Annotated in this window: 19 protein-coding genes, 2 tRNA genes, 3 rRNA genes and 4 pseudogenes; 15 read left to right on the forward strand and 13 right to left on the reverse strand. The window is 58.4% G+C overall.

Translation table 11 applies throughout. The features are described 5' to 3' along the window. Window positions 1-146: 146 nt before the first annotated feature. The 4 genes from R5M92_RS13660 to R5M92_RS13675 all read left to right on the forward strand — a co-directional run bounded on the left by R5M92_RS13660 (window position 147) and on the right by R5M92_RS13675 (window position 4,033). Window positions 147-1,088 carry a cobyrinic acid a,c-diamide synthase gene (locus R5M92_RS13660; RefSeq protein WP_346796517.1) on the forward strand — a complete coding sequence of 314 codons (942 nt, stop codon included), beginning with the start codon at window positions 147-149 and terminating at the stop codon, window positions 1,086-1,088. Between the two features lie 60 nt (window positions 1,089-1,148). Beyond that, on the forward strand, window positions 1,149-2,372 hold the full coding sequence (locus R5M92_RS13665; RefSeq protein ID WP_346796518.1) for a toxic anion resistance protein: 1,224 nt from the start codon (window positions 1,149-1,151) through the stop codon (window positions 2,370-2,372). 366 nt (window positions 2,373-2,738) lie between these two features. Then, window positions 2,739-3,668 carry an endonuclease/exonuclease/phosphatase family protein gene (locus R5M92_RS13670; RefSeq protein WP_346796519.1) on the forward strand — a complete coding sequence of 310 codons (930 nt, stop codon included), beginning with the start codon at window positions 2,739-2,741 and terminating at the stop codon, window positions 3,666-3,668. A gap of 128 nt (window positions 3,669-3,796) precedes the next feature. Then, entirely contained in the window at window positions 3,797-4,033 is a 237-nt protein-coding gene (locus R5M92_RS13675) for a hypothetical protein (RefSeq protein ID WP_346796520.1), read from the forward strand. Here R5M92_RS13675 and R5M92_RS13680 read toward each other — a convergent pair. Beyond that, window positions 4,030-4,302 (reverse strand): annotated as a pseudogene (locus R5M92_RS13680) (IS3 family transposase); the annotation flags it as partial. The gene R5M92_RS13675 and the pseudogene R5M92_RS13680 overlap by 4 nt on opposite strands. Window positions 4,303-4,363: 61 nt before the next feature. On the opposite strand from R5M92_RS13680, the pseudogene R5M92_RS13685 reads away from it, so the two are divergent. Beyond that, window positions 4,364-5,505: pseudogene (locus R5M92_RS13685) on the forward strand (IS3 family transposase). A 29-nt stretch (window positions 5,506-5,534) separates the two neighbouring features. Here the strand turns inward: R5M92_RS13685 and R5M92_RS13690 are convergent. Further along, window positions 5,535-6,433, reverse strand: a pseudogene (locus R5M92_RS13690) (IS3 family transposase); the annotation flags it as partial. Here R5M92_RS13690 and R5M92_RS13695 point away from each other — a divergent pair. Beyond that, complete coding sequence (locus R5M92_RS13695; RefSeq protein WP_346796522.1) at window positions 6,432-7,106, forward strand: PRC-barrel domain-containing protein; 675 nt, start codon at window positions 6,432-6,434, stop codon at window positions 7,104-7,106. The pseudogene R5M92_RS13690 and the gene R5M92_RS13695 sit on opposite strands and share 2 nt — an antisense overlap. A gap of 138 nt (window positions 7,107-7,244) precedes the next feature. After that, the gene (locus R5M92_RS13700) at window positions 7,245-8,201 is read left to right on the forward strand and encodes a tetratricopeptide repeat protein (RefSeq protein ID WP_346796523.1); all 957 of its coding nucleotides are present in this window, start codon (window positions 7,245-7,247) and stop codon (window positions 8,199-8,201) included. A gap of 39 nt (window positions 8,202-8,240) precedes the next feature. Here the strand turns inward: R5M92_RS13700 and R5M92_RS13705 are convergent, their stop codons facing one another. After that, a complete protein-coding gene (locus tag R5M92_RS13705; RefSeq protein ID WP_346796524.1) occupies window positions 8,241-9,401 on the reverse strand; it encodes a PatB family C-S lyase in 1,161 nt (386 codons plus the stop codon). 34 nt (window positions 9,402-9,435) lie between these two features. On the opposite strand from R5M92_RS13705, the gene R5M92_RS13710 reads away from it, so the two are divergent. The 6 genes from R5M92_RS13710 (at window position 9,436) to R5M92_RS13735 (ending at window position 12,749) form a co-directional block, all read left to right on the forward strand. Further along, on the forward strand, window positions 9,436-9,870 hold the full coding sequence (locus tag R5M92_RS13710; protein ID WP_346796525.1) for a hypothetical protein: 435 nt from the start codon (window positions 9,436-9,438) through the stop codon (window positions 9,868-9,870). A 78-nt stretch (window positions 9,871-9,948) separates the two neighbouring features. Next, the gene (locus R5M92_RS13715) at window positions 9,949-10,761 is read left to right on the forward strand and encodes a hypothetical protein (protein ID WP_346796526.1); all 813 of its coding nucleotides are present in this window, start codon (window positions 9,949-9,951) and stop codon (window positions 10,759-10,761) included. Between the two features lie 93 nt (window positions 10,762-10,854). Continuing rightward, window positions 10,855-11,262: a thioesterase family protein gene (locus R5M92_RS13720; protein WP_346796527.1), complete on the forward strand. Its 408-nt coding sequence runs from the start codon at window positions 10,855-10,857 to the stop codon at window positions 11,260-11,262. Between the two features lie 38 nt (window positions 11,263-11,300). Continuing rightward, complete coding sequence (locus R5M92_RS13725; protein WP_346796529.1) at window positions 11,301-11,627, forward strand: hypothetical protein; 327 nt, start codon at window positions 11,301-11,303, stop codon at window positions 11,625-11,627. Beyond that, window positions 11,599-12,120: a DUF501 domain-containing protein gene (locus R5M92_RS13730; protein WP_346796530.1), complete on the forward strand. Its 522-nt coding sequence runs from the start codon at window positions 11,599-11,601 to the stop codon at window positions 12,118-12,120. Before R5M92_RS13725 ends, R5M92_RS13730 begins: the two co-directional genes overlap by 29 nt. A gap of 71 nt (window positions 12,121-12,191) precedes the next feature. Then, a complete protein-coding gene (locus R5M92_RS13735) occupies window positions 12,192-12,749 on the forward strand; it encodes a TIGR00730 family Rossman fold protein (protein ID WP_346796531.1) in 558 nt (185 codons plus the stop codon). On the opposite strand, the gene R5M92_RS13740 is transcribed toward R5M92_RS13735, so the two are convergent. Further along, window positions 12,746-13,246, reverse strand: coding sequence for a hypothetical protein (locus tag R5M92_RS13740; RefSeq protein ID WP_346796532.1), 501 nt, complete (start codon window positions 13,244-13,246; stop codon window positions 12,746-12,748). The genes R5M92_RS13735 and R5M92_RS13740 overlap by 4 nt on opposite strands. A 60-nt stretch (window positions 13,247-13,306) precedes the next feature. Further along, entirely contained in the window at window positions 13,307-13,807 is a 501-nt protein-coding gene (locus R5M92_RS13745; protein ID WP_346796533.1) for a tetratricopeptide repeat protein, read from the reverse strand. Window positions 13,808-14,102: 295 nt separating this feature from the next. Here R5M92_RS13745 and R5M92_RS13750 point away from each other — a divergent pair, with 295 nt between their 5' ends. Beyond that, on the forward strand, window positions 14,103-15,134 hold the full coding sequence (locus R5M92_RS13750) for an NADP(H)-dependent aldo-keto reductase (RefSeq protein WP_346796535.1): 1,032 nt from the start codon (window positions 14,103-14,105) through the stop codon (window positions 15,132-15,134). An 81-nt stretch (window positions 15,135-15,215) separates the two neighbouring features. Further along, window positions 15,216-16,001 (forward strand): peroxide stress protein YaaA, encoded by a 786-nt coding sequence (gene yaaA, locus R5M92_RS13755; RefSeq protein ID WP_346796537.1) that lies wholly within the window; start codon window positions 15,216-15,218, stop codon window positions 15,999-16,001. Here the strand turns inward: yaaA and R5M92_RS13760 are convergent. The 8 genes and pseudogenes from R5M92_RS13760 to R5M92_RS13795 form a co-directional block, all read right to left on the reverse strand. Next, window positions 15,998-16,573, reverse strand: coding sequence for an isochorismatase family protein (locus R5M92_RS13760; protein WP_346796539.1), 576 nt, complete (start codon window positions 16,571-16,573; stop codon window positions 15,998-16,000). The two genes, yaaA and R5M92_RS13760, sit on opposite strands and share 4 nt — an antisense overlap. A gap of 85 nt (window positions 16,574-16,658) precedes the next feature. Beyond that, window positions 16,659-16,844 carry a hypothetical protein gene (locus R5M92_RS13765; protein ID WP_346796540.1) on the reverse strand — a complete coding sequence of 62 codons (186 nt, stop codon included), beginning with the start codon at window positions 16,842-16,844 and terminating at the stop codon, window positions 16,659-16,661. Between the two features lie 121 nt (window positions 16,845-16,965). Continuing rightward, window positions 16,966-18,107, reverse strand: a pseudogene (locus R5M92_RS13770) (IS3 family transposase). A gap of 211 nt (window positions 18,108-18,318) precedes the next feature. Continuing rightward, a 5S ribosomal RNA gene (gene rrf / locus R5M92_RS13775) occupies window positions 18,319-18,434 on the reverse strand. 172 nt (window positions 18,435-18,606) lie between these two features. Next, window positions 18,607-21,497, reverse strand: a 23S ribosomal RNA gene (locus R5M92_RS13780). Between the two features lie 217 nt (window positions 21,498-21,714). After that, window positions 21,715-21,790, reverse strand: a tRNA-Ala gene (locus R5M92_RS13785). Window positions 21,791-21,901: 111 nt separating this feature from the next. Beyond that, window positions 21,902-21,978 (reverse strand) — tRNA-Ile (locus R5M92_RS13790). A gap of 86 nt (window positions 21,979-22,064) precedes the next feature. Beyond that, window positions 22,065-23,597 (reverse strand): 16S ribosomal RNA (locus tag R5M92_RS13795). The 16S, 23S and 5S rRNA genes sit together here with 2 tRNA genes alongside, the layout of an rRNA operon. Between the last annotated feature and the right edge of the window lie 391 nt (window positions 23,598-23,988).

The raw sequence follows: 23,988 nt of genomic DNA on the forward strand, positions 1-23,988 counted from the left end.
GCTAACTAGCTTCTGGTGGAAGTTCTTGCCGGGTCAGCCCTTCTAACTCAATCAACCTACTAGTCCACAGCGAGTCCGTGATGCTTATCGTCCCGGCTTGGTTGCTCTACACTCGTGGTTTGTGATTCACGGAGCAACGATAAGCGATGCTGGGATTCCTGCAAGGATTTTCCTATGGCCTTTTCATGACCTGCCTGCCCTGGCTCTTGGTGGGGCTGTTCAACCCTGGGCTGGCACTTCCGGTGGCGGCTCCCGGCCGGCTGCAAGTGATCTTGCGCTATTGTCTGACGCTCCCCTTCATCAGCATGCTGTTGTGGCTGACCTCCCTGTGGGGTGGCTTCAGCCCCAGCCTGCTCGGCTGGCTGGCTGGCATTGTTGCCATTCCCGTGGCGTTGCCCGTCGAGCGAAGCCTGCGCGGCTGGCTGGCCCGCCGCCGCGAGCGCCGTCGGGAGGCTCAACGCGTGGCCGAGACGCAAAAGCGCCGTGCCCAGGAGGAACGCAAGGCTCATGAAGCCGGAGTGACGGTACTCGATCCGGCACGCCCGCCCGCGGGAGCCGATGACCTCGTGCTGGCCATGTGTCGAGCCAAGCAGGACCTGCTCGACGTCAACCGTCCTGACATGGCGATTCTCGCGGACCGCCTCTACAGCCGCTACCACCATGTGTTGGGGGTGCTGAGCGGTCGATTCCACACGGGAGAGCTGGCCTTCGAGCGCTCGCGCGGCTTGGTGGCCGAGGTCTGTCTTGGAGCGGTGGATACGCTGACCAGCATGGCGAACCAGGCGCGAGGGGTGGTCAACGTGGATGGCCAATACGTGCGGAGCCGCCTGGCTCGAAAGGACAGGCGGTTGAGCGAGGAGGAGCGCGCCGCCCTGGTGCGCCGCCTGGACCTGCTGGTGGAGACCGAACACCGGCTGAACGAACTCTCCGCCCGTATCGAATCGGCCCTGACCGTGCTCGACGACACCGCCGTTTCCATGGCGCGCATCGAGACGGCACGCCCCCAGGCCTCGGTCACTACCGAGAAGGCGCTAGAGGACCTGCGCCGCTTCGTCGAGGGTGCCGATCGCTACGCGCGCAAGAAGTAAGCGGGTGGCCTTTGATACAGTACGATTTTCACGACGGTGTTTATCAAGAAGGAGAGGCCCATGAATCAGCAATCCGATGACAACCGTCGCCTGTCCCTGCCGCCAGTGGACGAGATCGCCGACCAGTTGGGAACGCGCCAGGACGATTCGACCGGCCCTGACGAGCGGGATATCGACCCCGAACTCGAGGCCATGGCAGACCGCTTCGTTGAGGATATCCTCGCCGCGAATGACGACGCAGCGGCGGTTCGCCAGCGCCGCGCCGTGGACGAGATGGGGCTTGAGCTTCAGCAGCAGGCCGCCCATCGCAGCGCCATGCTGCAGACACCGCTACGCAAGCTGGCCCACCAGGGCGACGAGGGCGGACCGGTCGCCAAGGCACTGGCCGATCTGCGCGGGCGCATGGCAGGGCTCGACCCCGCTCGCCATCGCCTGGCGCCGAGCGCGCTGGATCGTGTCATGGCGATCATTCCCGGCGTCGACAGCCGCCTGCAACGCTACTTTCGCAAGTTCGAGAACGCCCAGCAGGCGCTGGACGCGATCATCGCGGATCTGGAAGGCGGTCGCGATATGCTGCATCGTGACAACCTCACGCTGAGCGATGATCAGCAGGCCCTGAATGAGATTCTGCGCGAGCTTAACCGCCAGATCGCCCTGGGCCGCTTGATCGATCGCCGCCTGCAGGACGAGATCGCCGCTCGCGATGCCGATGATCCGCGGCGCCACTTCCTCGAAGAAGAACTGCTCTTTCCTCTGCGTCAGCGCATCGTCGATCTACAACAGCAACTGGCGGTGAGCCAGCAGGGCGTGCTGGCGCTGGAAGTCATCATCCGCAACAACCGGGAACTGATGCGCGGCGTGGACCGGGCCATCAACGTCACCGTCTCGGCGCTGACCGTGGCGGTGACCGTGGCCATGGCGATGGCCAACCAGCGCCTGGTGCTGGATCGCATCGAAGGTCTCAATGCCACCACGTCGCAGATGATCGGCGGCACCGCCAAGGCCCTGCGCCAGCAGGGGGTGGATATCCAGAAACGCGCTTCCGGAGCGATGCTCGACATGCAGGTGCTCGAGGAGGCCTTCGGCGAGGTGATGGGCGCGATCGATGATCTCTCGACCTACCGTCAGCAAGCCCTGCCCCGGCTGGACGAGCAGATCGAGCGGCTGGCGAGCCTAGCCAGACAGGGGGATGCCTCCATCGAGCGCCTCCGCGAGGGTAGCGAGTCGCAACTGCAGGACGGTTACGTCGATAAACCAGCCCCCGGTAAGCGTTCCCCCGATTGATGGTTCAAGGCGCCGGGAGCCCCCTTCTAGCTCGCGCAAGGCAATCTGCTTCCGATGTTTACTTTGCAACTCATCGAAAGGTGAACCTAAGCTCTGCCTAGGAAAAGTTCGGAAACACGCCTGCGGCTCGCCGTTGCCGGCATTTGCATGAGGAGCAGAAGATTGTCAAAGCGGTTACTTCTTTGGGTCATACGGGTTCTGACGCTACTGTTTGTCGTCGTGAGCTTACTCCCAATGCTTCCCAGCGGTCAGTGGTGGGCCCGGCTATGGGACATGCCGCGGCTTCAGTTGGCTTGGTCAACATTGATACCGCTGCTGTTGATTGCGAGATATACGTGGAAGTACGGCACCCGGAAAGAGCCCTCCATGTGGCTGGCGGTAATCCTGGTGACGTGCGGGTGGCAACTATCGCATATCGTGCCGTTCACACCGCTCTGGCCGACCGAAGTCCCAACCGCCGAGGCCGAGCCAGATGAGCCCCGGACCCCCATCAAGGTGCTGACCGCGAATGTCGCCTACAACAACGACCGCTACGACGAACTGCTGGAAGTGGTACGCCACGAAGACCCCGACCTGCTGCTGTTGATCGAGATCGACCAGACATGGGCCGAGGAGGTTGCGATGCTGGATCGGCACTACTCTTATCGAGTCGGGGAAGTCCGCGACGAAGGCCTGGGAATGGTGCTCTGGTCGCGCTTCCCGTTGCGGGAGCAGGAGATCAAGTACCTGGTATCCGAGCGTCGGCCATCGATCTTCGCGACTCTGGACGTGCCGAGAGTCGGGCCGATACGATACATCGGCACCCACCCCGTCCCGCCGGGTCTGCGGGATCGGATCAGCCACAACGACGAGGATAGCGAACGCCGGGATAGCCGCATTCGCGATGCAGAGCTGATGCTCGTTGCCCGCCACGTCAAGGAGCACGCGGACCAACGCTGGATCGTCACCGGTGACTTCAATGATGTCGCGTGGTCCGACACCACCCAGCTGTTCGCCGATATAAGTGACCTGAAGGACCCCCGCCGCGGCCGACGGCTGCTCAATACCTTCGATGCGAACCGGCCGCTGTTGCGCTACCCCATCGATCACATGTTCGTATCCGACGGGCTCCACCTGGCCGACCTGGGCCGATTGCGGATACCCGGCTCCGACCACTTCGCCATTACCGCCACCCTCTCCGTTGCGGAGAAGGACAGCGTCAAGCCCAAGGCCTCCGAGGAAAAAAAGGAAAAGGCTCGCGAATTGGTCGAAGAAGGGGAGGAAGATGCCACCGAGCATAGCGTCAGTTCGGATTAGAGGACGAAGGGAAGCGAGCTCAAAGACAATCATCAAACTCCAAACAGCCGCCTTTGCTATCAGTTCACATTTTACATATCCAGATGTCTCTACTAGGTTGCCGGTGAATGCAGCAGATAGGAGGTTTTATGAAACTCCAACACAACCTTTCTTTTATTGCCTTGGCCGTTATCGCTGCCACGGGGACCGCTCAGGCAGAAGCAGGCGCCAGCACCAACCAGGCCCAGCAGGGCAATACTCAGCAGAACAGTGTTCAGCAAGAACAGAACGATCAGATTCGCACCATCACCGAATGGAACTACGACGAGCTCTACCAGGAAAGCGGTATCACTGATCTTACCCAGCAACAGTGGACACTGGTTTAAGCGATCATTCGGGCTTCAAAGGCCTCTGGGCTGATCATCCCAATAGCACTGTGCCGCCGTTGTTTGTTGTAGTCCAGTTCGACGTACTCAAACACCTGGCGCCTCATATCGTTTCGCGTTGTAAATTGCTCCCCATGGATCGCTTCAACCTTGAGGCTGTGGAAGAAGCTTTCGGCACAGGCATTATCATAGCAGTTGCCTTTGGCGCTCATGCTGCACGTAAGCTTATGCCGGGTAAGCAGCGACTGGTAACGCGTGGAACAGTACTGAAGTGGTCCAATTAGAGCGGACACCCCGGTAAGCCTCATAATGGAGGCAGTGGAGGTGTTCATGACCAAGAAGACTCGACGTCGGTTTTCCGATGAATTCAAGGCGGATGCAGTGAGCCTGGTGAGCGATCAGGGGTATTCCGTATCCGAGGCCGCCCGGCGCCTGGGCGTGGAGCGCAGCGTGCTGGACCGCTGGTGCCGCAAGCACCGCCAGCAGGGCTCCGGCACCCCGGGGCGGCAGGAGGACGATCGCGACGCCGAGATCAAGAAGCTCCGCGAAGAAGTTCGTAAGCTTCAGGTTGAAAAGGATATTTTAAAAAAGGCGGCGGCCTTCTTCGCCAAAGAGTCGAACTGAGATACCAGTTCATCGAGTCGGAGAAGGCCACCTACCCCGTGGCCGTGTTGTGTCGGGTCATGCGGGTCAGCCGGAGCGGTTTCTATGCCTGGCGACGACGTGACCCTGATGACCATCGACAGGCCCTGCTCCATGAGGTCAGAGAGATCCATCGCCGGAAGCGCGGCAGCTACGGCAGCCGCCGCATGGCCAAAGAACTGCGACGCCGTGGCTATGAGGTCGGTCGTTACCAGGCCCGAAGCCTGATGCGGGAAGCCGGTGTAGAGGCACGCCAGCGGCGACGCTGGCGTCATACGACCGATACCCAGCACACCCTGCCGGTGGCGCCCAACCTCTTGAATCGCCAATTCACGGTGGCGGCACCGAATCGGGCCTGGGTGGCTGATATTACGGCTATCTGGACGTTGGAAGGATGGCTCTACCTGGCGGCGGTGCTCGACCTCCACGACCGGCAGTTGGTGGGCTGGGCGATGGCCGAGCACATGCGCACGCAACTGGTCCTGGACGCCCTGGAGATGGGCGTGGGCCGCCGGCAACCCGGTAGAGGGTTGATTCATCATAGCGATCGCGGGAGCCAATACGCGTCGCATGAGTACCGCGGCACGCTTGTTCGGCATGGGTTCCAGGCCTCGATGAGCCGCAAGGGGAACTGCTGGGATAATGCCGTCATGGAGCGCTTTTTTGGCTCACTGAAAAGCGAGTGGTTGGCTGACCAGCGGTATGCGAGCCGACAGGCGGCACGGCGGGATGTAATCGACTACATCGAGATGGAGTACAACAGTTGCCGGCTTCACTCGACCCTAGGCTATCAGACGCCGAGGGAGATCGAACTGGCGGCTGCGGCTTGAAAATGTGTCCGCTCTGACTTGACCAGAACATACTGACTACCTCGATCCGAATGGACTATCACGCCTTTGGGCATTTTGCGTTTCCATAGCGCCATCTGTAGCGCGTCACAGACAAGATCGGCCGTCATACGCTCACTCATTGCCCAACCGACCACTTTACGAGAGTAAAGATCAATGAGCACTGCCAGGTAAAGCCAGCCTTCGCCCGTCGCCAAGTAGGTAATGTCACTCACCCACTTTTGATTAGGAGCCGAGGCCGTGAAGTTTTGCTCTAGTAGATTCGGTGCAACTGGCAACGAATGCCGTGAGTTCGTGGTGGCCTTGAACTTACGGGCTGCTTTAGCGCGCAGGCCCTGACGCTGTAAGCTGGCAGCCACCGTCTTACGGTTGATCGGCATCCCATCATCTCGCAGGTCTAGCGTTAGTCTCGGGGCGCCTGAGCGGCCCTTGCGTTGGTGATAAGCCTTGGCCACATGCTGATCGATAATGGCTTGCTGGCTGCGTTTTGGGGACGATGCGCCTTCGCGTTGCCGCCAAGCGTAGTAGCCACTCCGAGCGACCCCGACAACATGGCACATACGCTGAATACTGAACGCCTGACGATGACGGTGGATAAAGGCATAGTTCACTTCAGGCTTTTCGCAAAGTACACCGCGGCCTTTTTTGTGATGGCCAGCTCTTCATTTGCCTCGGCTAGTTGGCGCTTCAAGCGGGCGTTTTCTTCTGCCAACGACCGCTCTCGCTCGGATGTGTCTTGCTGCAGCTGTGCTTTAGATCGCCACTGATAGAGCTGACTCGCGTGTATTCCCAGTTCACGCGCCGCTGCTGCAACGCCAATGCGATCCGCAAGCGCTAAGGCTTCTTGCCGGTAGGCATCTGAGTAACGGGTATATGATTTTTTCTTCATTGATGTTGTCGATCTTGCCATGGTTCACCTCATCGTAACGTATGACGTTCTTGAGGTGTCCACCGTTACTGGGCAGGATCACACCTCGGAGAGCCTGATGGATGCCGAGGTGTTCGGCGAGTCCGGTGAAGAGATCGGCAATGTCGAGAACGTCCTCATCAATCAGGACAATCAGATCGTTGCCATCATCGCCGAGGTAGGCGGATTCTGGGGTATCGGCGCTACCCACGTTCTCGTGCCTTGGGAGGAAGTGCAGCTGACCGATGACGGGGTGCAGGTGCCCATCGTCGAGGACAACGTCGACGATTACGACTTGTTCGACTCCGGTTACATCAGTCAAGACGACCTTTCCCAGACCGAGCAGGCCCGGCAAGTCGACGACGATGTCGAGACCGGAGATCGCATCTGGAAACTTACCGACCTGCTCGACGATTATGCCAGCTTCAATAACCGAGTCGGCTACGGTTACATCGATAACATCCTGTTTTCCAGGGAAGGCGAAATACAGGCGATCGTGATCCATTCCGCCGGCAACTTTGGTAACGCCCCCTACGCCTACCCCTTCTATGGTTATGGATACGGCTGGGCGCCGGGAAATGCTTCCTACATGCTGCAGTATGAGGAAAACGAGATCGGCGACATGGACGTATTCGATTATCGGGAATACAACGGCATGTGGGACGACGATGATTGATCGTCATCCCAGCCGGAATCTCCGGGAGAGGGTGCGCCCTCTCCCTTTTTTGTGCGCGTCATGAAACTCGCCACCCTTGAATCCTGTGTCTTTGCCAGCATATCGTAAACACATTCATTCGCTGCGTAAGGCCCTACCATGCCCATTGTCGACCCTCGTACCGGTGAGCCGCTAACCGCGCCACTCGATGCTCCATCACCGCCCGCCGGAAACGACGCCTCGGGCAAGCCCTCCGATGGCAGCCGGGCCGAGGACGTGATCATCGAGGTCGGCGCCGGCAATATCCAGCAGATACTCGAAGCTTCCATGCAGGTGCCCATTCTGCTGGGCTGCTACTCGCCGACCAGCGACGCGTGCCGCACCCTGATTCCGGTGCTGGAAAAACTCGCGGTGGAGTATGGCGGCGCCTTTCTGCTGGCCAAGCTGGACGCCGAAGCCAACCCTGAAATCGCTGCCCAGCTCGGCGTCCGTTCGGTACCGGATATCAAGCTGGTCAGCCAGGGTGGGCTGATAGATGGCTTTCAGGGTGTACTTCCCGAAAAAGAGGTCAGAGAGTGGCTGGGACGCTATTTTCCCGCCCCCGAGGAAGCGCCGCCCAGCCCTGAGGGCCAGGCCGCTGAAGCGTTACAACAGGGCGATTACGCCACTGCCCGAGAGATCTATCAGACATTGATCGCTCAGTATCCCGACTACTTCGCCTACCAGGTCGAATTAGCTCGCGTTATAGCTGCAGAAGGTCAAGGGGACGAAGCGCGCCAGATAATCGACAACCTTCCGCCTGAAGAGCGCGACGCCGCACCGGCTCGCGGGGTTCTTGCCAGCATCGCCTTTGCCGAGCAAGCCCTGCCGCCCGCCGAGATTGCCGCTCTGGAGGGCCGCGACGACAGCGAAGCCCGCTTCCAGCGGGCACTGCGCCAGGTTGCCGACGGCCAGTATGAAGCCGGTTTGGAGGCCTTGCTCGAGCTGATGAAACAGGACCGATCATATGGCGAGGACGCGGCGCGCAAGACCCTCATTCAGGTATTCGATGCTCTCGGTGCCGATCATCCGCTCACCGTGGCTTACCGGCGCAAGCTGTTTGCCTTGATGTACTGATCGATAATCGAGGCTCGGTGGCAACACCGAGCCCTCGACTCACCCCAGTACCTTGTCCATTCGCTCCACCGCCGCCTGTAGTTGGGTGGCGGTAGTGCCGAAATTGAGCCGCACGAACCCCGGCGTGCCGAAATCGGCGCCGTTGGAAAGCGCCACACCGGCCCGCTCCAGCAGCGCCTTCTGCGGCGTATTTCCCAAGCCGGCCTTACGCAAGTCGATCCAGGCCAGGTACGTTGCCTCCGGCTCCGCCATGCGCGCACCCGGCCAGGCGTTGGCCCGTTCCATCAAGTAGTCGCGATGGCCGCGCAGCGTGCTCAGTAGTTCCTGGCGCCAGGGCTCACCATGGCGGTACGCCGCTTCCGCCGCGACCAGCCCCATTACGTTACCGTCCGGGACTAGCCCCTTGATGGTGCGGGCAAAGCGACGGCGCAACTCGGGATCGGCAATGATCGCGCAAGCCGTGGTCAACCCCGCCAGATTGAAGGTCTTCGAGGGAGACCACAGGGTGATGGTCCGTGCGGCCAAAGCGGGATACGCCATGACCAGAGGCCGGTGACGCGCACCTTCCGGCAGGAGAAGATCGCAATGCAGCTCATCGGAAATCACGTAGAGATCATGGCGCTCGACAAGCTCGGCCAGCCCCGCCAGCTCCTCCTCGCGCCAGATACGCCCGGTGGGATTGTGCGGCTGGCACCATAAAAGCAAGCGCGTGTTTGAGGTGATCGCAGCCTCCAGCGCGGCCAGGTCCAGCCGCCACTCCCCTTGCGTGCCGTCAGGCGGAGCGAGATAGGCGGTTTGCGTCACTCGGCCCGTGCGCTCGGCAACAGCGAGAAAAGGCGGGTAGATGGGGGCAACGGTCAGAACCCCTTCCCCAGGCTCGGTCAATGCCAGGGTGGCAAGATGAAGTGCCGGTACCACTCCCGGCAACCATTGTTGCCAAGTGGGGTCGATAGCCCAGCCATAGTGATGCGCACTCCACTCGGCCAACGCTTGCGGTAAACCGCCGGGAACTTCGCCGTAACCGTAGATGCCATGCTCGACGCGGGCGTGAAGGGCCTCCACGACCTCGGGAGGTGAGCGAAAGTCCATATCCGCCACCCATAACGGCAGGATATCCTCGCCATAGCGGTGCCACTTTTGCGAAGCCCAATTGCCTTGGGGATGGCGCCGCTCCAGCGGCGTGGCAAAATCAAACCTCATGATATCCTCTCCGAAACCAGCCAAGGAACCGACAATGCCGCAACGCGACTTCTATGCCAAGGTGCGCGAAGGACTTTCCGCGCTGTTACAGCAGTGGTTGGAGCTGGGTCAGGCGGACAGCGACCGGCTGGCCTTGATCCTCGCGGAAACCGCCCGTGTCGCCAAGCTCGCCGAGCCGGAGCACACTCCCAGTGGCGAGGAACTGCTCGCCTGGAGCCAAGCCGGGCATGCCGATGAAATTCCGCTCTGGGCACCTCGTACCGCTGTCTTTCTGCTGAATCAGATGCCGGCCGGGCCGGTTCCGACGAGCGATGCCGAGGCCTGCGCCTGGGCCTATTGTTGGTTGCGCAATCGTTCGTTCGGCAGCCTGGAAGAGGCATTTTCGGCCTTGCCGGAACGGCTTCATGAACCCTTGGCGCAAGCGCTTCCGGCCGCCTGGCAGGATAGCCAAGGGCTGCGTCTCGTTTAGCACATTCGTCGGCGGACGATAAAGCGTGAGCGGACATCGGCATGACGCTACCCATAGCTAATAGAGTAAGGATGAATGATGACAGAGGTTCCATTGATCTGGCAGCTTGCCAAGCTGCTAGTTTCCATTGGTCTGGTGTTCGGGCTTGGCGCTGTCGCGGTGAGGGTGAGTCCACGGGTGGCGGGCCTGTTGGCTGGCTACCCGCTCGGCACGGCGCTGGCACTGTTTTTTATTGGGCTGGAGATTTCCCCGGTATTCGCCACCCAAAGCGCAGTGCATACGTTAGCGGGCTTTACCGCCACGCTGGCATTGGGTGGCGGCTATTTACTCTGCGGCCGGCAGGACGGCCTCAAGGGTGTTTTCACTGGATGCGCGGGCGGCTTAGCGGCCTGGCTTGTGGCCGGTGGAGTGCTCTCGCAGTTTGAGTTTACCCGCGTCAGCGGCACGCTGGTCACGCTCGTGGCCATTGTCGTGTTCACCTGGCTTTATCGACGTGTACCGGAGGCGCGCGTTAACGCCAGCGGCGTATTTTCATGGTCGGCACTGGCCTTTCGCGCCGGGCTCGCTACGCTGATGATTTTTATCATCACGACACTCGCACACGTGGTGCCAGCTGCCTGGGCGGGCACGCTAGCGGCTTTTCCGGTCACCATGCTTCCCTTCTTGTTGATTCTGCACGCGTCTTACGGCGCCGCCCCCGCAGCGACGGTGATTAAGCACTACCCGATGGGTCTCGGCTCGCTTTTAAGCTATACCCTGTGCGTTTCGCTCACCTATGAGACGTGGGGCTTGGCCGCTGGCACGTTCGCCGGTTTTGCCGTTGCCACGCTGTGGCTTCTAGGGTGGCTGCGTGTGCAGCAGTGGTGGGCCAATCGACGACTCGCGACCTGACCAGGACTTGACCAAGCGTTTGCTTGGGGTAATCCTGAAGCCTGCCATTGTCCTCCCCTGACTCGAGGGCACCGCCAATAACAAGGACGACTTATGTTTACACGTACCATTGAACCCGCTTTTTACGATACCGATGCCCTGGGACACATCAACAATACCCGCTTGCCTGCCTGGTTCGAACTGGCGCGCAACGACCTGTTCAAGCTGTTTACCCCGGACTTGAATCCCAGGCAGTGGCGTTTGATCATGGCTCGGATGGAAGTCGACTACCGCGCCGAACTGTTTTACGGTCACGATATCGAAATACGCACTTATTTGACTCGCCTGGGCAATAGCTCCTTCACCGTGACCCAGGAAGCCCGGCAGCACGGCAAGCTGACCAATCTCGGCCATACCGTCATGGTCCAGTACGACCACCAGGCCAAATGCACCGTACCCATCGAGGGCAAGCTGCGCGAGGCGCTTGAAGCCCACCTGCAGGAGGCACCGGCGCCTGCTTGAGCCATTTTGCCCCGGTTCCGGGGCCTCAGGAGCCTGTCATGGCGATTCGCTACAATCTGTGGCTAGATCCCGACAACACCACCCAGCATCGTGCGGTGGAGGCCGAACTGGAACTCTTCTTCATGGAGCGCTTCGCCGATTATCCGCACATCCGCTTGTTCGGCGCCGACCCCTACGATTATGATGCCCCGTTCAATCGACTGTACGATGTCCTGATCGCCCGTGGCGCCGAATATTGCGAGCGCCGCTGGCACTATGTTGTGACTCCCGAGCAGCTCAACCGCTGTTTCTTTCGTGCCGTCGGCCGCTCCAACAAGTTTGTAAGAGACCCCAACGATGGTGATTCGCACCGATCAAGCTCCTGACGCCCGCCAGCTCGCGATAATCACAGAACAACTGGGACGTGCCCCGCGCGGCATCGAAGCCGTTGCCGCGACCGACAGTCAAGGTACGCCCCTGGTGTTGCGCATGGCGCCGATCATCGATGACAAGCCTTTCCCCACCCTTTATTGGCTATGTTCCGAGCGTCTGAAGGTGGAGATCTCGCATATCGAGGCGGCAGGCGTCATCAAGCAGTTGGAACAGCGCCTACAGGAGGATTCCGACTTCCTCGCTGCCTATCATGCCAGCCACCAGGACTATGTCGCTGCTCGCTGGGCCTTCATGAGTGAAGCCCAGCAAGTCCAGGTACGCCAGTTAGGTTACGACGAGGTGTTGACCCAACGCGGCATAGGCGGCATCAGCAATTGGGATCAAGTGCGCTGCCTGCATACCCAGTACGCCCACCACCTATGCGGCGACAATGTCATCGGCCAATGGTTGGACGCGTCTTACCCAGTGGCTGACTGTCTCCCCTAGTACTGTCTCCTCTAGTACTGTCTCCCCTAGCTCGGCTCCGCCAGGGGTCGTCTCCACCAGGATTGTTGTTCATGGCACGAATTTGCGTCTACCTGGGCTCGCGTGAAGGTCGCAGCCCCGAGTTTCTCCAAACCGCCCGGCACTTGGGCCAGCTATTGGCCGAGCGTGGCCACACGCTGGTCTACGGCGGGGCACGTATCGGCTTGATGGGAGAGCTGGCCAACGCAGTATTGGATAACGGTGGCGAGGTTATCGGCGTCATGCCCGATCATCTCGTCGATCGAGAACAGGCCCACTTAGGGCTGACCGAATTGATCCGGGTACGTAACATGCATGAGCGCAAGGCCAGCATGGCCGCGCATGCCGACGCTTTCCTCGCCCTGCCCGGCGGTATCGGCACGCTTGAGGAGCTCTTCGAGATATGGACCTGGGGGTATCTGGGGCTGCACGAGAAGCCGCTGGGGCTGCTCAACATCGTGGACTTCTACACACCGCTGCTTGATTTTCTCGATTCCACGGTGGCCCATGGTTTCCTGACCCCCGCGACACGCGACATGATGCTCGATGCACAAACGCCGAATGCGTTGCTGGACGCGCTCGAAGCAAGTCTCAACGGCCGCAAAGGTTAAAGATTCAAGTCCTGAGTGCGTTGATAGGTCAATTGCAGAAGCCTGGCATCCTCTCCAGCCCGATGCCGGTGGATACCGCATTCGGCAATGATCGCTTCCTTGGTATCGCTCCAGGCGGCCTGTTGCGCCTCGCTCAACAGAATACGCAAGGCTTCCAGACGGAAATGCGGCAGCATGCCAGCGTGATGGAAAAGTAGCGAAAGCCAGGTATTGTCGTAGCCCCAGCTGTCGCTGTACGCCTTGCCGGCCTGACCCAGCTCGTCGTTCAGCCAGCGCGCCACCTGGCCTACGGGATAGCCCTCCTGGACCAGGCGATCACGCTGGATACCGTGCAACAATTCGGCTTTCGGGTCCCAATGGGTCCACTCGTCCAGCGGTTGAATCAGAAATGCGCAGGTACTGCCGTCGCCGCGAGCAATGCCAACTTCGATGGGGTAGCTGCCGCGGCCGAATCCGGACGCTTCGATATCCAGCAATATGGGTAGCGCCACGGACACGGTATCCCTAAAGACAAGAACGATATGAACTAGATAACGGTAACCCTAGCAAAGCGTGCCTTATACGGCACGCTCGAGGGCCGGAGGTTCACTGCATGCTTCGGCTTGCTGCTGCCAGTAGGCGGCCTTCGCATTGTCCACGGCCAAGCCTAGCTCACCATCTCGGTAAGCTTGAGCCAAGCGATTCGCCGCCAGGTAGTGGCCTGCCTGCGCGGCTCGGGCGTACCAGGTGACGGCGTAATCCTCGCGGCGCGGATACTGCAGGCATCCATGCTCGTGGATGACCGCGGCCTGATACTGTGCTTTCACATTCCCGGCCTGGGCGGCTTCCAGTACATAGCGGGCGCCACGCGCCTTATCCTGAGGCGAAAGGCTACGATGGAACAGCATGTGTCCATAGACCGATAGCGCCGTAGGATGGCCCGCATCGGCACAGCGCTTGTAAAGACGCATGGTCAACCGCTGGGTGCGCGGCGACCGGGGTAATAGCCAACGGCTATGAAACAGCTGCTCGGCCAGACGATACTCCAGCCGAATGAACAAAGATGATGCCTGGGGCATGGCAAACCACCCTGCCTCTAAGTCTGTTTACATTGGGGTCAGCGCTACAACGCCTAATGCGAGTTGCTCGTCTGACCACGCGTGATCCCAGCCTTTTGGCTGGTTTGGGGTTGGCAAGCATACGCCTGCCTTGGCAATGACTCAACCCCATCGATTTGCTGCATTCTCCTCCTCTCGCTAACATGCGCTACTGGCGCCGCTCACACCATAAGCGCCACCTTCTGAGAAGCCTTATTAGCCCCAGCAGTTGCGTATTAGGCACCCGAGGCGACAACGCCACAGCAAGGAGATCAGCATGCAAACGCGCCCTCTCGGCAAGACCGGCTTGGAAGTCAGTCGATTGTGCCTCGGCACCATGACGTTCGGCGAACAGAACAGCGAAACCGACGCCCACGAACAACTGGATCGAGCGGTAGCGTTCGGCATCAATTTCATCGATACGGCTGAAATGTACCCCGTGCCGCCGAAGGCAGAGACTCAAGGACGCACGGAGCGTTATATCGGAAGCTGGCTCAAGTCGCGCGGCTCACGCGACGATGTCATCATCGCCAGCAAGGTCAGCGGGCCGGGAATGGCTTACCTGCGCGGCGGATCGCGCTTGACCCGCCAGCAGATACTGCAAGCCGCGGATGACAACCTCAAGCGGCTGCAGACCGACTATATCGATCTCTATCAACTGCACTGGCCGGATCGCAACACCAATTTCTTCGGCAAGCTGAATTACCGGCATACCGAGGAGGAGGACAGTACCGCTCTGGAAGAGAGTCTCGGCGCGCTGAAGGAACTGGTCGATGCCGGTAAGGTTCGCGCGATTGGTCTATCCAACGAGACCCCTTGGGGCGTGATGCGTTGCTTGCACCTGGCCGACACTATGGGGCTGCCCAGAGTGGCTTCCATCCAGAATCCCTATAACCTGCTTAACCGCAGTTTTGAAATCGGTCTGGCTGAAATAGCTCACCGAGAAGACGTCGGGCTGCTGGCATACTCGCCACTGGGCTTCGGTGTGCTTTCCGGCAAGTACCTGGATGGGGCTCGGCCTGAAAATGCCCGCCTCACTTTGTTTGAGCGCTTCCAGCGTTATAATTCGCCTCAAGCGGAGACAGCCACCCGCGCCTATGTCGAGCTGGCCCGCCAGCATGGCCTGGACCCGGCCCAGATGGCGCTGGCATTCGTCAATTCGCGCAGTTTCCTGACCAGCAACATCATTGGCGCCACCACCATGGAGCAGTTGGAAAACAACCTAGAAAGCGAGGCGCTCAAACTGGATGACGATGTCCTGGACGCCATCGAGGCCATCCATACGCAGATGCCTAACCCCTGCCCTTGATACTCGCCCCTATCGAGTTGATAGCCCCGGCAATGCCCGGGGCTTGTTATAATGGCTGCCCAACCGGTTCAGGAGCTTTCCATGCTGAGTGTCATCTCGCCCGCCAAGACACTGGATTTTGAAACGCCAGCCACCACCGAAATCGCGACCCAGCCAGACCATTTGGCACGAAGCCGCACCTTGATCGGAATTCTCAGAGATTATTCTCCCCAGCAACTCAGTGAACTGATGGGGATCAGCGATAAATTGGCCGGTCTCAATGCCGCCAGGTTCGCTCAATGGCAGCCTCCCTTCACGCCGACCAACGCCAAACCCGCCATTCAGGCTTTTCAGGGAGATGTCTATACCGGCCTGGAAGCGCACGAATTCGATGCGCGAATGAACGAGTTTTCCCAGAATCACTTACGGATTCTCTCGGGTCTTTACGGTCTATTGCGGCCGCTGGATCTTATTCAGCCGTATCGCCTGGAAATGGGAACCAAGTTGCCCAATCCTGAAGGCAAGGATCTTTACGCTTACTGGAAGCCGATCCTGACCCAGGCGTTGAAAGAGGCTCTTGATGCCAGCGGCTCGCGAGTCCTGGTGAACCTAGCCTCCAACGAGTACTTCAAGGCCGTCGATACCCAGAAAATCGACGCCCGCATCATTACTCCCATTTTCAAGGATGAAAAGAATGGGCAGTACAAGATCATCAGCTTTTATGCCAAGAAGGCCCGGGGAATGATGGCCAGCTGGATCATCCGTCAGCGTCTCAACGAACCGGATCAACTCAAGCAATTCACCGGCGCCGGGTATCGTTTCTCCCCCGCTGCCTCGGAAGGCGATACTCTGGTCTTCACTCGTCCAGAAGCCAGTGCCGAACGCTAGAAGAAACGTACCGGGCGTGGCGATCGTGGCTTGAGAAAATGGCGGTGGACGCGTTTGAATGCCTCGCTATCGCAGCGATGGAGCCACTCGTACGCGACCATATCGCCACTCACGGCCACCGCTCCCGCCTGGCATACTCTCTTGCGGGCAAGCTTGGCTTCTTCCTCACGCCGGCTGGCGGTGGCTTCCGTCAGCCAATAAAGCTCATATCCCGCCTCGAGCAGGCCCAATCCCGTTTGCATCACGCAGATATGCGCTTCCGTACCGCATAGCACCACCTGATGTCGCCCTGACGCCGCCAAGGCATCAGCAAAAGCTTTTTCTTCCATCACACCGAAATGATTCTTTTGCCACAATCGATAACCAGGCAGGTCTTGCAGCAAACTGGGCTCGGTGGCTCCCAGCTTCTCGGGGTTTTGTTCGGTGAGCCAGATCGGTACGTTCAACTCATGGGCGACTCCGCCCAACCACGCGGCTTCGGAGGCGGCCTGAAGGCCACCATCAATCACGGGCAATAATCCAGCCTGGAAATCGACCATGAGAAAGAGACTGGTTTCTGCTTTCAGGCGCACTTTCGACTCCTTGATTGTTATATACAAAGAAAGCCGCTCCAGGCGGCTTTCTAATTACAAGAGGCGACCAGTTACGATTTCCCGCTTAATTATCTGCCGAGTCCTCGATGTCATCTCCAATTTCTTCCATGCTGTCGCCAACGCTTTCCATGCTTTCGTCAATATTCTCACCTGCTTCTTCCGCCGGCCCCTCATTATCGCACGCGGCCAAGCCGCTCCCCATCAGGGCGATAAAAAGGATACTGCCGAAGACTTTCAGCATACGTGGCATATTCATTTCTCCTCCTGAGAAAATAACGCGGTGAATAGCTAATCAGTATAAAAACTCTAGCACTTACTCTGCCAACAACAAAGCGTCAGTATGTTCTGGTCAAGTCAGAGCGGACACATTTTCAAGCCGCAGCCGCCAGTTCGATCTCCCTCGGCGTCTGATAGCCTAGGGTCGAGTGAAGCCGGCAACTGTTGTACTCCATCTCGATGTAGTCGATTACATCCCGCCGTGCCGCCTGTCGGCTCGCATACCGCTGGTCAGCCAACCACTCGCTTTTCAGTGAGCCAAAAAAGCGCTCCATGACGGCATTATCCCAGCAGTTCCCCTTGCGGCTCATCGAGGCCTGGAACCCATGCCGAACAAGCGTGCCGCGGTACTCATGCGACGCGTATTGGCTCCCGCGATCGCTATGATGAATCAACCCTCTACCGGGTTGCCGGCGGCCCACGCCCATCTCCAGGGCGTCCAGGACCAGTTGCGTGCGCATGTGCTCGGCCATCGCCCAGCCCACCAACTGCCGGTCGTGGAGGTCGAGCACCGCCGCCAGGTAGAGCCATCCTTCCAACGTCCAGATAGCCGTAATATCAGCCACCCAGGCCCGATTCGGTGCCGCCACCGTGAATTGGCGATTCAAGAGGTTGGGCGCCACCGGCAGGGTGTGCTGGGTATCGGTCGTATGACGCCAGCGTCGCCGCTGGCGTGCCTCTACACCGGCTTCCCGCATCAGGCTTCGGGCCTGGTAACGACCGACCTCATAGCCACGGCGTCGCAGTTCTTTGGCCATGCGGCGGCTGCCGTAGCTGCCGCGCTTCCGGCGATGGATCTCTCTGACCTCATGGAGCAGGGCCTGTCGATGGTCATCAGGGTCACGTCGTCGCCAGGCATAGAAACCGCTCCGGCTGACCCGCATGACCCGACACAACACGGCCACGGGGTAGGTGGCCTTCTCCGACTCGATGAACTGGTATCTCAGTTCGACTCTTTGGCGAAGAAGGCCGCCGCCTTTTTTAAAATATCCTTTTCAACCTGAAGCTTACGAACTTCTTCGCGGAGCTTCTTGATCTCGGCGTCGCGATCGTCCTCCTGCCGCCCCGGGGTGCCGGAGCCCTGCTGGCGGTGCTTGCGGCACCAGCGGTCCAGCACGCTGCGCTCCACGCCCAGGCGCCGGGCGGCCTCGGATACGGAATACCCCTGATCGCTCACCAGGCTCACTGCATCCGCCTTGAATTCATCGGAAAACCGACGTCGAGTCTTCTTGGTCATGAACACCTCCACTGCCTCCATTATGAGGCTTACCGGGGTGTCCGCTCTAATTGGACCACTTCAGTCGCTGGCGGCTGTATTCCAGATTCTGCATGTTAGCTCACAAGACCCAGCTGTGTTGCTAGGCATATGGAGAAAAACGAAAAGATCCAGGCGTCAGCTACGCACACAAAAAACCCAGCCGGGTGGCTGGGTTTTCTGCAGGATAGGTGCCTGACGATGACCTACTCTCGCATGGGGAAGCCCCACACTACCATCGGCGCTAAGCGGTTTCACTGCTGAGTTCGGCAAGGGATCAGGTGGTTCCCACTCGCTATGGTCGTCAGGCGTAACGGGTAATGCATATCATGCTGTGTCGTCCTGGTGTGTTGCCATTGACGTGTTTTGTGAGCGTCTCTGTCACTTCAAGCAAGCGTGTCGCTTACTCGTTGCGTATCCGGTTCTCTGCGTGTGTTCACACGCGATCGTTATCATTTTGAGCAGACCCCTTGGGTGTTATAGGGTCAAGCCTCACGGGCCATTAGTACACGTTAGCTCAACGCCTTGCAGCGCGTCCACACCGTGCCTATCGACCAGCTGGTCTCGCTGGGCCCTTCAGGAGGCTCGAGGCCTCGGGGATGTCTCATCTTGAAGGGGGCTTCCCGCTTAGATGCTTTCAGCGGTTATCCCGTCCGACCATAGCTACCCGGCAATGCCACTGGCGTGACAACCGGAACACCAGAGGGTCGTCCACTCCGGTCCTCTCGTACTAGGAGCAGCGCTTCTCAAACATCCAACGCCCACGGCAGATAGGGACCGAACTGTCTCACGACGTTCTAAACCCAGCTCGCGTACCACTTTAAATGGCGAACAGCCATACCCTTGGGACCGACTTCAGCCCCAGGATGTGATGAGCCGACATCGAGGTGCCAAACACCGCCGTCGATGTGAACTCTTGGGCGGTATCAGCCTGTTATCCCCGGAGTACCTTTTATCCGTTGAGCGATGGCCCTTCCATACAGAACCACCGGATCACTAGAACCTGCTTTCGCACCTGCTCGACGTGTCTGTCTCGCAGTCAAGCACCCTTATGCTCTTGCACTCATTGCACGATGTCCGACCGTGCTGAGGGTACCTTCGTGCTCCTCCGTTACGCTTTGGGAGGAGACCGCCCCAGTCAAACTACCCACCACACACTGTCCTCGATCCGGATCACGGACCTGAGTGAGAACGCCAATGATGCCAGGCTGGTATTTCAAGGTCGGCTCCCTGCGAACTGGCGTCCGCAGTTCCAAGCCTCCCAGCTATCCTACACAGGCAACAACAGCGTCCAGTGTGAAGCTATAGTAAAGGTTCACGGGGTCTTTCCGTCTAGCCGCGGGTACACCGCATCTTCACGGCGATTTCAATTTCACTGAGTCTCGGGTGGAGACAGCGTGGCCATCATTACGCCATTCGTGCAGGTCGGAACTTACCCGACAAGGAATTTCGCTACCTTAGGACCGTTATAGTTACGGCCGCCGTTTACCGGGGCTTCGATCAAGAGCTTCGGCCGAGGCCTAACACCATCACTTAACCTTCCGGCACCGGGCAGGCGTCACACCCTATACGTCCGCTTGCGCGTTAGCAGAGTGCTGTGTTTTTACTAAACAGTTGCAGCCACCTGGTATCTTCGACCGGTTCTCGCTGAAGCCGCGGGGGCTCTCACGATACGCCGGCGTGCCTTCTCCCGAAGTTACGGCACCATTTTGCCTAGTTCCTTCACCCGAGTTCTCTCAAGCGCCTGGGGATTCTCACCCTGACCACCTGTGTCGGTTTGGGGTACGGTCGCACATGATCTGGTGCTTAGAGGCTTTTCCTGGAAGCGTGGCATCAGTGACTTCCAGCCCGTGGGCTGTTCGTCTCGTGTCTCGGCCTTGAGGAACCGGATTTGCCTGATTCCTCAGCCTACTCACTTTCACCAGGACTACCAACGCCTGGCTCACCTAGCCTTCTCCGTCCCCCCATCGCAATCATGTCCGGTACGGGAATATTGACCCGTTTCCCATCGACTACGCCTTTCGGCCTCGCCTTAGGGGCCGACTCACTCTGCTCTGATTAGCATCGAACAGAAACCCTTGGTCTTCCGGCGAGGGAGTTTTTCACTCCCTTTATCGTTACTCATGTCAGCATTCGCACTCGTGATACCTCCAGCAGACTTCTCAATCCACCTTCATCGGCTTACACGACGCTCCTCTACCGCTCATCCTGAGGATGAACCCGTAGCTTCGGTACCTGGTTTAGCCCCGTTACATCTTCCGCGCAGGCCGACTCGACTAGTGAGCTATTACGCTTTCTTTAAAGGATGGCTGCTTCTAAGCCAACCTCCTAGCTGTCTGAGCCTTCCCACCTCGTTTCCCACTTAACCAGGATTTGGGGACCTTAGCTGACGGTCTGGGTTGTTTCCCTTTTCACAACGGACGTTAGCACCCGCTGTGTGTCTCCCACGCTGGCACTCACCGGTATTCGGAGTTTGCCTCGGGTTGGTAAGTCGGGATGACCCCCTAGCCGAAACAGTGCTCTACCCCCGGTGGTGATACGTGAGGCGCTACCTAAATAGCTTTCGAGGAGAACCAGCTATCTCCGGGCTTGATTAGCCTTTCACTCCGATCCACAAGTCATCCAAATCTTTTTCAACAGATCCTGGTTCGGGCCTCCAATTGATGTTACTCAATCTTCACCCTGCTCATGGATAGATCGCCCGGTTTCGGGTCTATTTCCAGCGACTGGTGCGCCCAGTTAAGACTCGGTTTCCCTACGGCTCCCCTATACGGTTAACCTCGCCACTGAAAATAAGTCGCTGACCCATTATACAAAAGGTACGCAGTCACCCAACAAGTGGGCTCCTACTGCTTGTACGCACACGGTTTCAGGATCTATTTCACTCCCCTCTCCGGGGTTCTTTTCGCCTTTCCCTCACGGTACTGGTTCACTATCGGTCAGCCAGGAGTATTTAGCCTTGGAGGATGGTCCCCCCGTCTTCAGTCAAGGTTTCTCGTGCCCCGACCTACTCGATTTCACATGATCAGATTTTCGACTACGGGGCTATCACCCGCTACGGCCGTGCTTCCCAGCACGTTCGTCTAATCAGTCTCATGCTTAAGGGCTACTCCCCGGTCGCTCGCCGCTACTGGGGGAATCTCGGTTGATTTCTTTTCCTCCGGGTACTTAGATGTTTCAGTTCCCCGGGTTCGCCTCGTACCCCTATGGATTCAGGATACGATACTCACCTGATGGTGAGTGGGTTTCCCCATTCAGAGATGTCCGGGTCGCAGGTTGTTTGCCACCTCGCCGAACCTTATCGCAGGCTTCCACGTCTTTCATCGCCTCTGGCTGCCTAGGCATCCACCGTGTGCGCTTCATTGCTTGACCCTATAACCCGAAGGAGTCTGAATCTCGCAATGATAACGATTGCCGGATACGCTTGAGACGTATCACAAAACAATTTACGTATAAACGTCTTAAAAAGACGTTTATGTCAGCATGATATACATTGTTAAAGAGCGACTGTTCGATGAACAGTGATAAGGCGACGCATGGCTCCGCATGACGTCTTATCAATGATCACAAAACATAAGCAAACGATTAATGGTGGAGCCAAGCGGGATCGAACCGCTGACCTCCTGCGTGCAAGGCAGGCGCTCTCCCAGCTGAGCTATGGCCCCATTGTTTTAGCAACACCGACCTCTTGTCATCAATTGCTGTGAGCTATGGCAAAATGCAACGACGTATAGCCTGCTACACGAGGAACATTTTAACGCAGTATCACAGGAATTTGGTGGGTCTGGGCAGACTTGAACTGCCGACCTCACCCTTATCAGGGGTGCGCTCTAACCAACTGAGCTACAGACCCAAGAGGGGATCGTGCTTCTATCGTTTGCTCTATCACTTGATCAGGTAATTCATTGTGAGCGCTTACCGCGAGGATGACGCATCGTTTAAGGAGGTGATCCAGCCGCAGGTTCCCCTACGGCTACCTTGTTACGACTTCACCCCAGTCATGAACCACACCGTGGTGATCGCCCTCTTGCGTTAGGCTAACCACTTCTGGTGCAGTCCACTCCCATGGTGTGACGGGCGGTGTGTACAAGGCCCGGGAACGTATTCACCGTAGCATTCTGATCTACGATTACTAGCGATTCCGACTTCACGGAGTCGAGTTGCAGACTCCGATCCGGACTGAGACCGGCTTTTCGGGATTGGCTGACTCTCGCGAGCTCGCAACCCTTTGTACCGGCCATTGTAGCACGTGTGTAGCCCTACCCGTAAGGGCCATGATGACTTGACGTCGTCCCCACCTTCCTCCGGTTTGTCACCGGCAGTCTCCTTAGAGTTCCCGCCATTACGCGCTGGCAAATAAGGACAAGGGTTGCGCTCGTTACGGGACTTAACCCAACATTTCACAACACGAGCTGACGACAGCCATGCAGCACCTGTCTCTGCGTTCCCGAAGGCACCCCGGAATCTCTTCCGGGTTCGCAGGATGTCAAGGGTAGGTAAGGTTCTTCGCGTTGCATCGAATTAAACCACATGCTCCACCGCTTGTGCGGGCCCCCGTCAATTCATTTGAGTTTTAACCTTGCGGCCGTACTCCCCAGGCGGTCGACTTATCGCGTTAACTTCGCCACAAAGTGCTCAAGGCACCCAACGGCTGGTCGACATCGTTTACGGCGTGGACTACCAGGGTATCTAATCCTGTTTGCTACCCACGCTTTCGCACCTCAGTGTCAGTGTCAGTCCAGAAGGCCGCCTTCGCCACTGGTATTCCTCCCGATCTCTACGCATTTCACCGCTACACCGGGAATTCTACCTTCCTCTCCTGCACTCTAGCCTAATAGTTCCGGATGCCGTTCCCAGGTTGAGCCCGGGGCTTTCACAACCGGCTTATCAAGCCACCTACGCGCGCTTTACGCCCAGTAATTCCGATTAACGCTTGCACCCTCCGTATTACCGCGGCTGCTGGCACGGAGTTAGCCGGTGCTTCTTCTGCGAGTGATGTCTTTCCTGCCGGGTATTAACCGACAGGCGTTCTTCCTCGCTGAAAGTGCTTTACAACCCGAGGGCCTTCTTCACACACGCGGCATGGCTGGATCAGGGTTGCCCCCATTGTCCAATATTCCCCACTGCTGCCTCCCGTAGGAGTTCGGGCCGTGTCTCAGTCCCGATGTGGCTGATCATCCTCTCAGACCAGCTACGGATCGTCGCCTTGGTGAGCCATTACCTCACCAACCAGCTAATCCGGCATAGGCTCATCCAATAGCGGGAGCCGAAGCCCCCTTTCTCCCGTAGGACGTATGCGGTATTAGCCTGGGTTTCCCCAGGTTATCCCCCACTACCGGGTAGATTCCTATGCGTTACTCACCCGTCCGCCGCTCGTCAGCGGGAAGCAAGCTTCCCCTGTTACCGCTCGACTTGCATGTGTTAGGCCTGCCGCCAGCGTTCAATCTGAGCCATGATCAAACTCTTCAGTTTCAATCATTGCGGTTCTTGCTTGCCCGAAGGCAAAAGCGAACCAATCTTGGCTCAAGGGTCAAACGAATTCATTCTTAGGCCGAAGCCTTTGACGAGTCGCTTGCCTTGATAATAGGTGATTTGTCACCCTCATCGGCAAGCGCCCACATGAATTACCTGATCAAATTATTAAAGAGCGTCGCTGTGCTATCTGGCCAATCGGTGACCGGCTTGGCCTCAGCGAGGAAGGCGTATTCTACACATTCCCTGGTGATTGTCAACCGCTGATGTCAGCGCGTGAAGCGAGCGATCAAAACTTCGCTAACTTCCTGACAATCCGAAGGTTTTCACCTTCATCCACCGCTGGAAACGCTTGGCGTCCCCGGCAGCGGATGCGTACTTTACGGATTCA

The sequence above is a fragment of the Halomonas sp. Bachu 37 genome (assembly GCF_039691755.1).
In the GTDB taxonomy this organism is placed as follows: domain Bacteria; phylum Pseudomonadota; class Gammaproteobacteria; order Pseudomonadales; family Halomonadaceae; genus Vreelandella; species Vreelandella kashgarensis.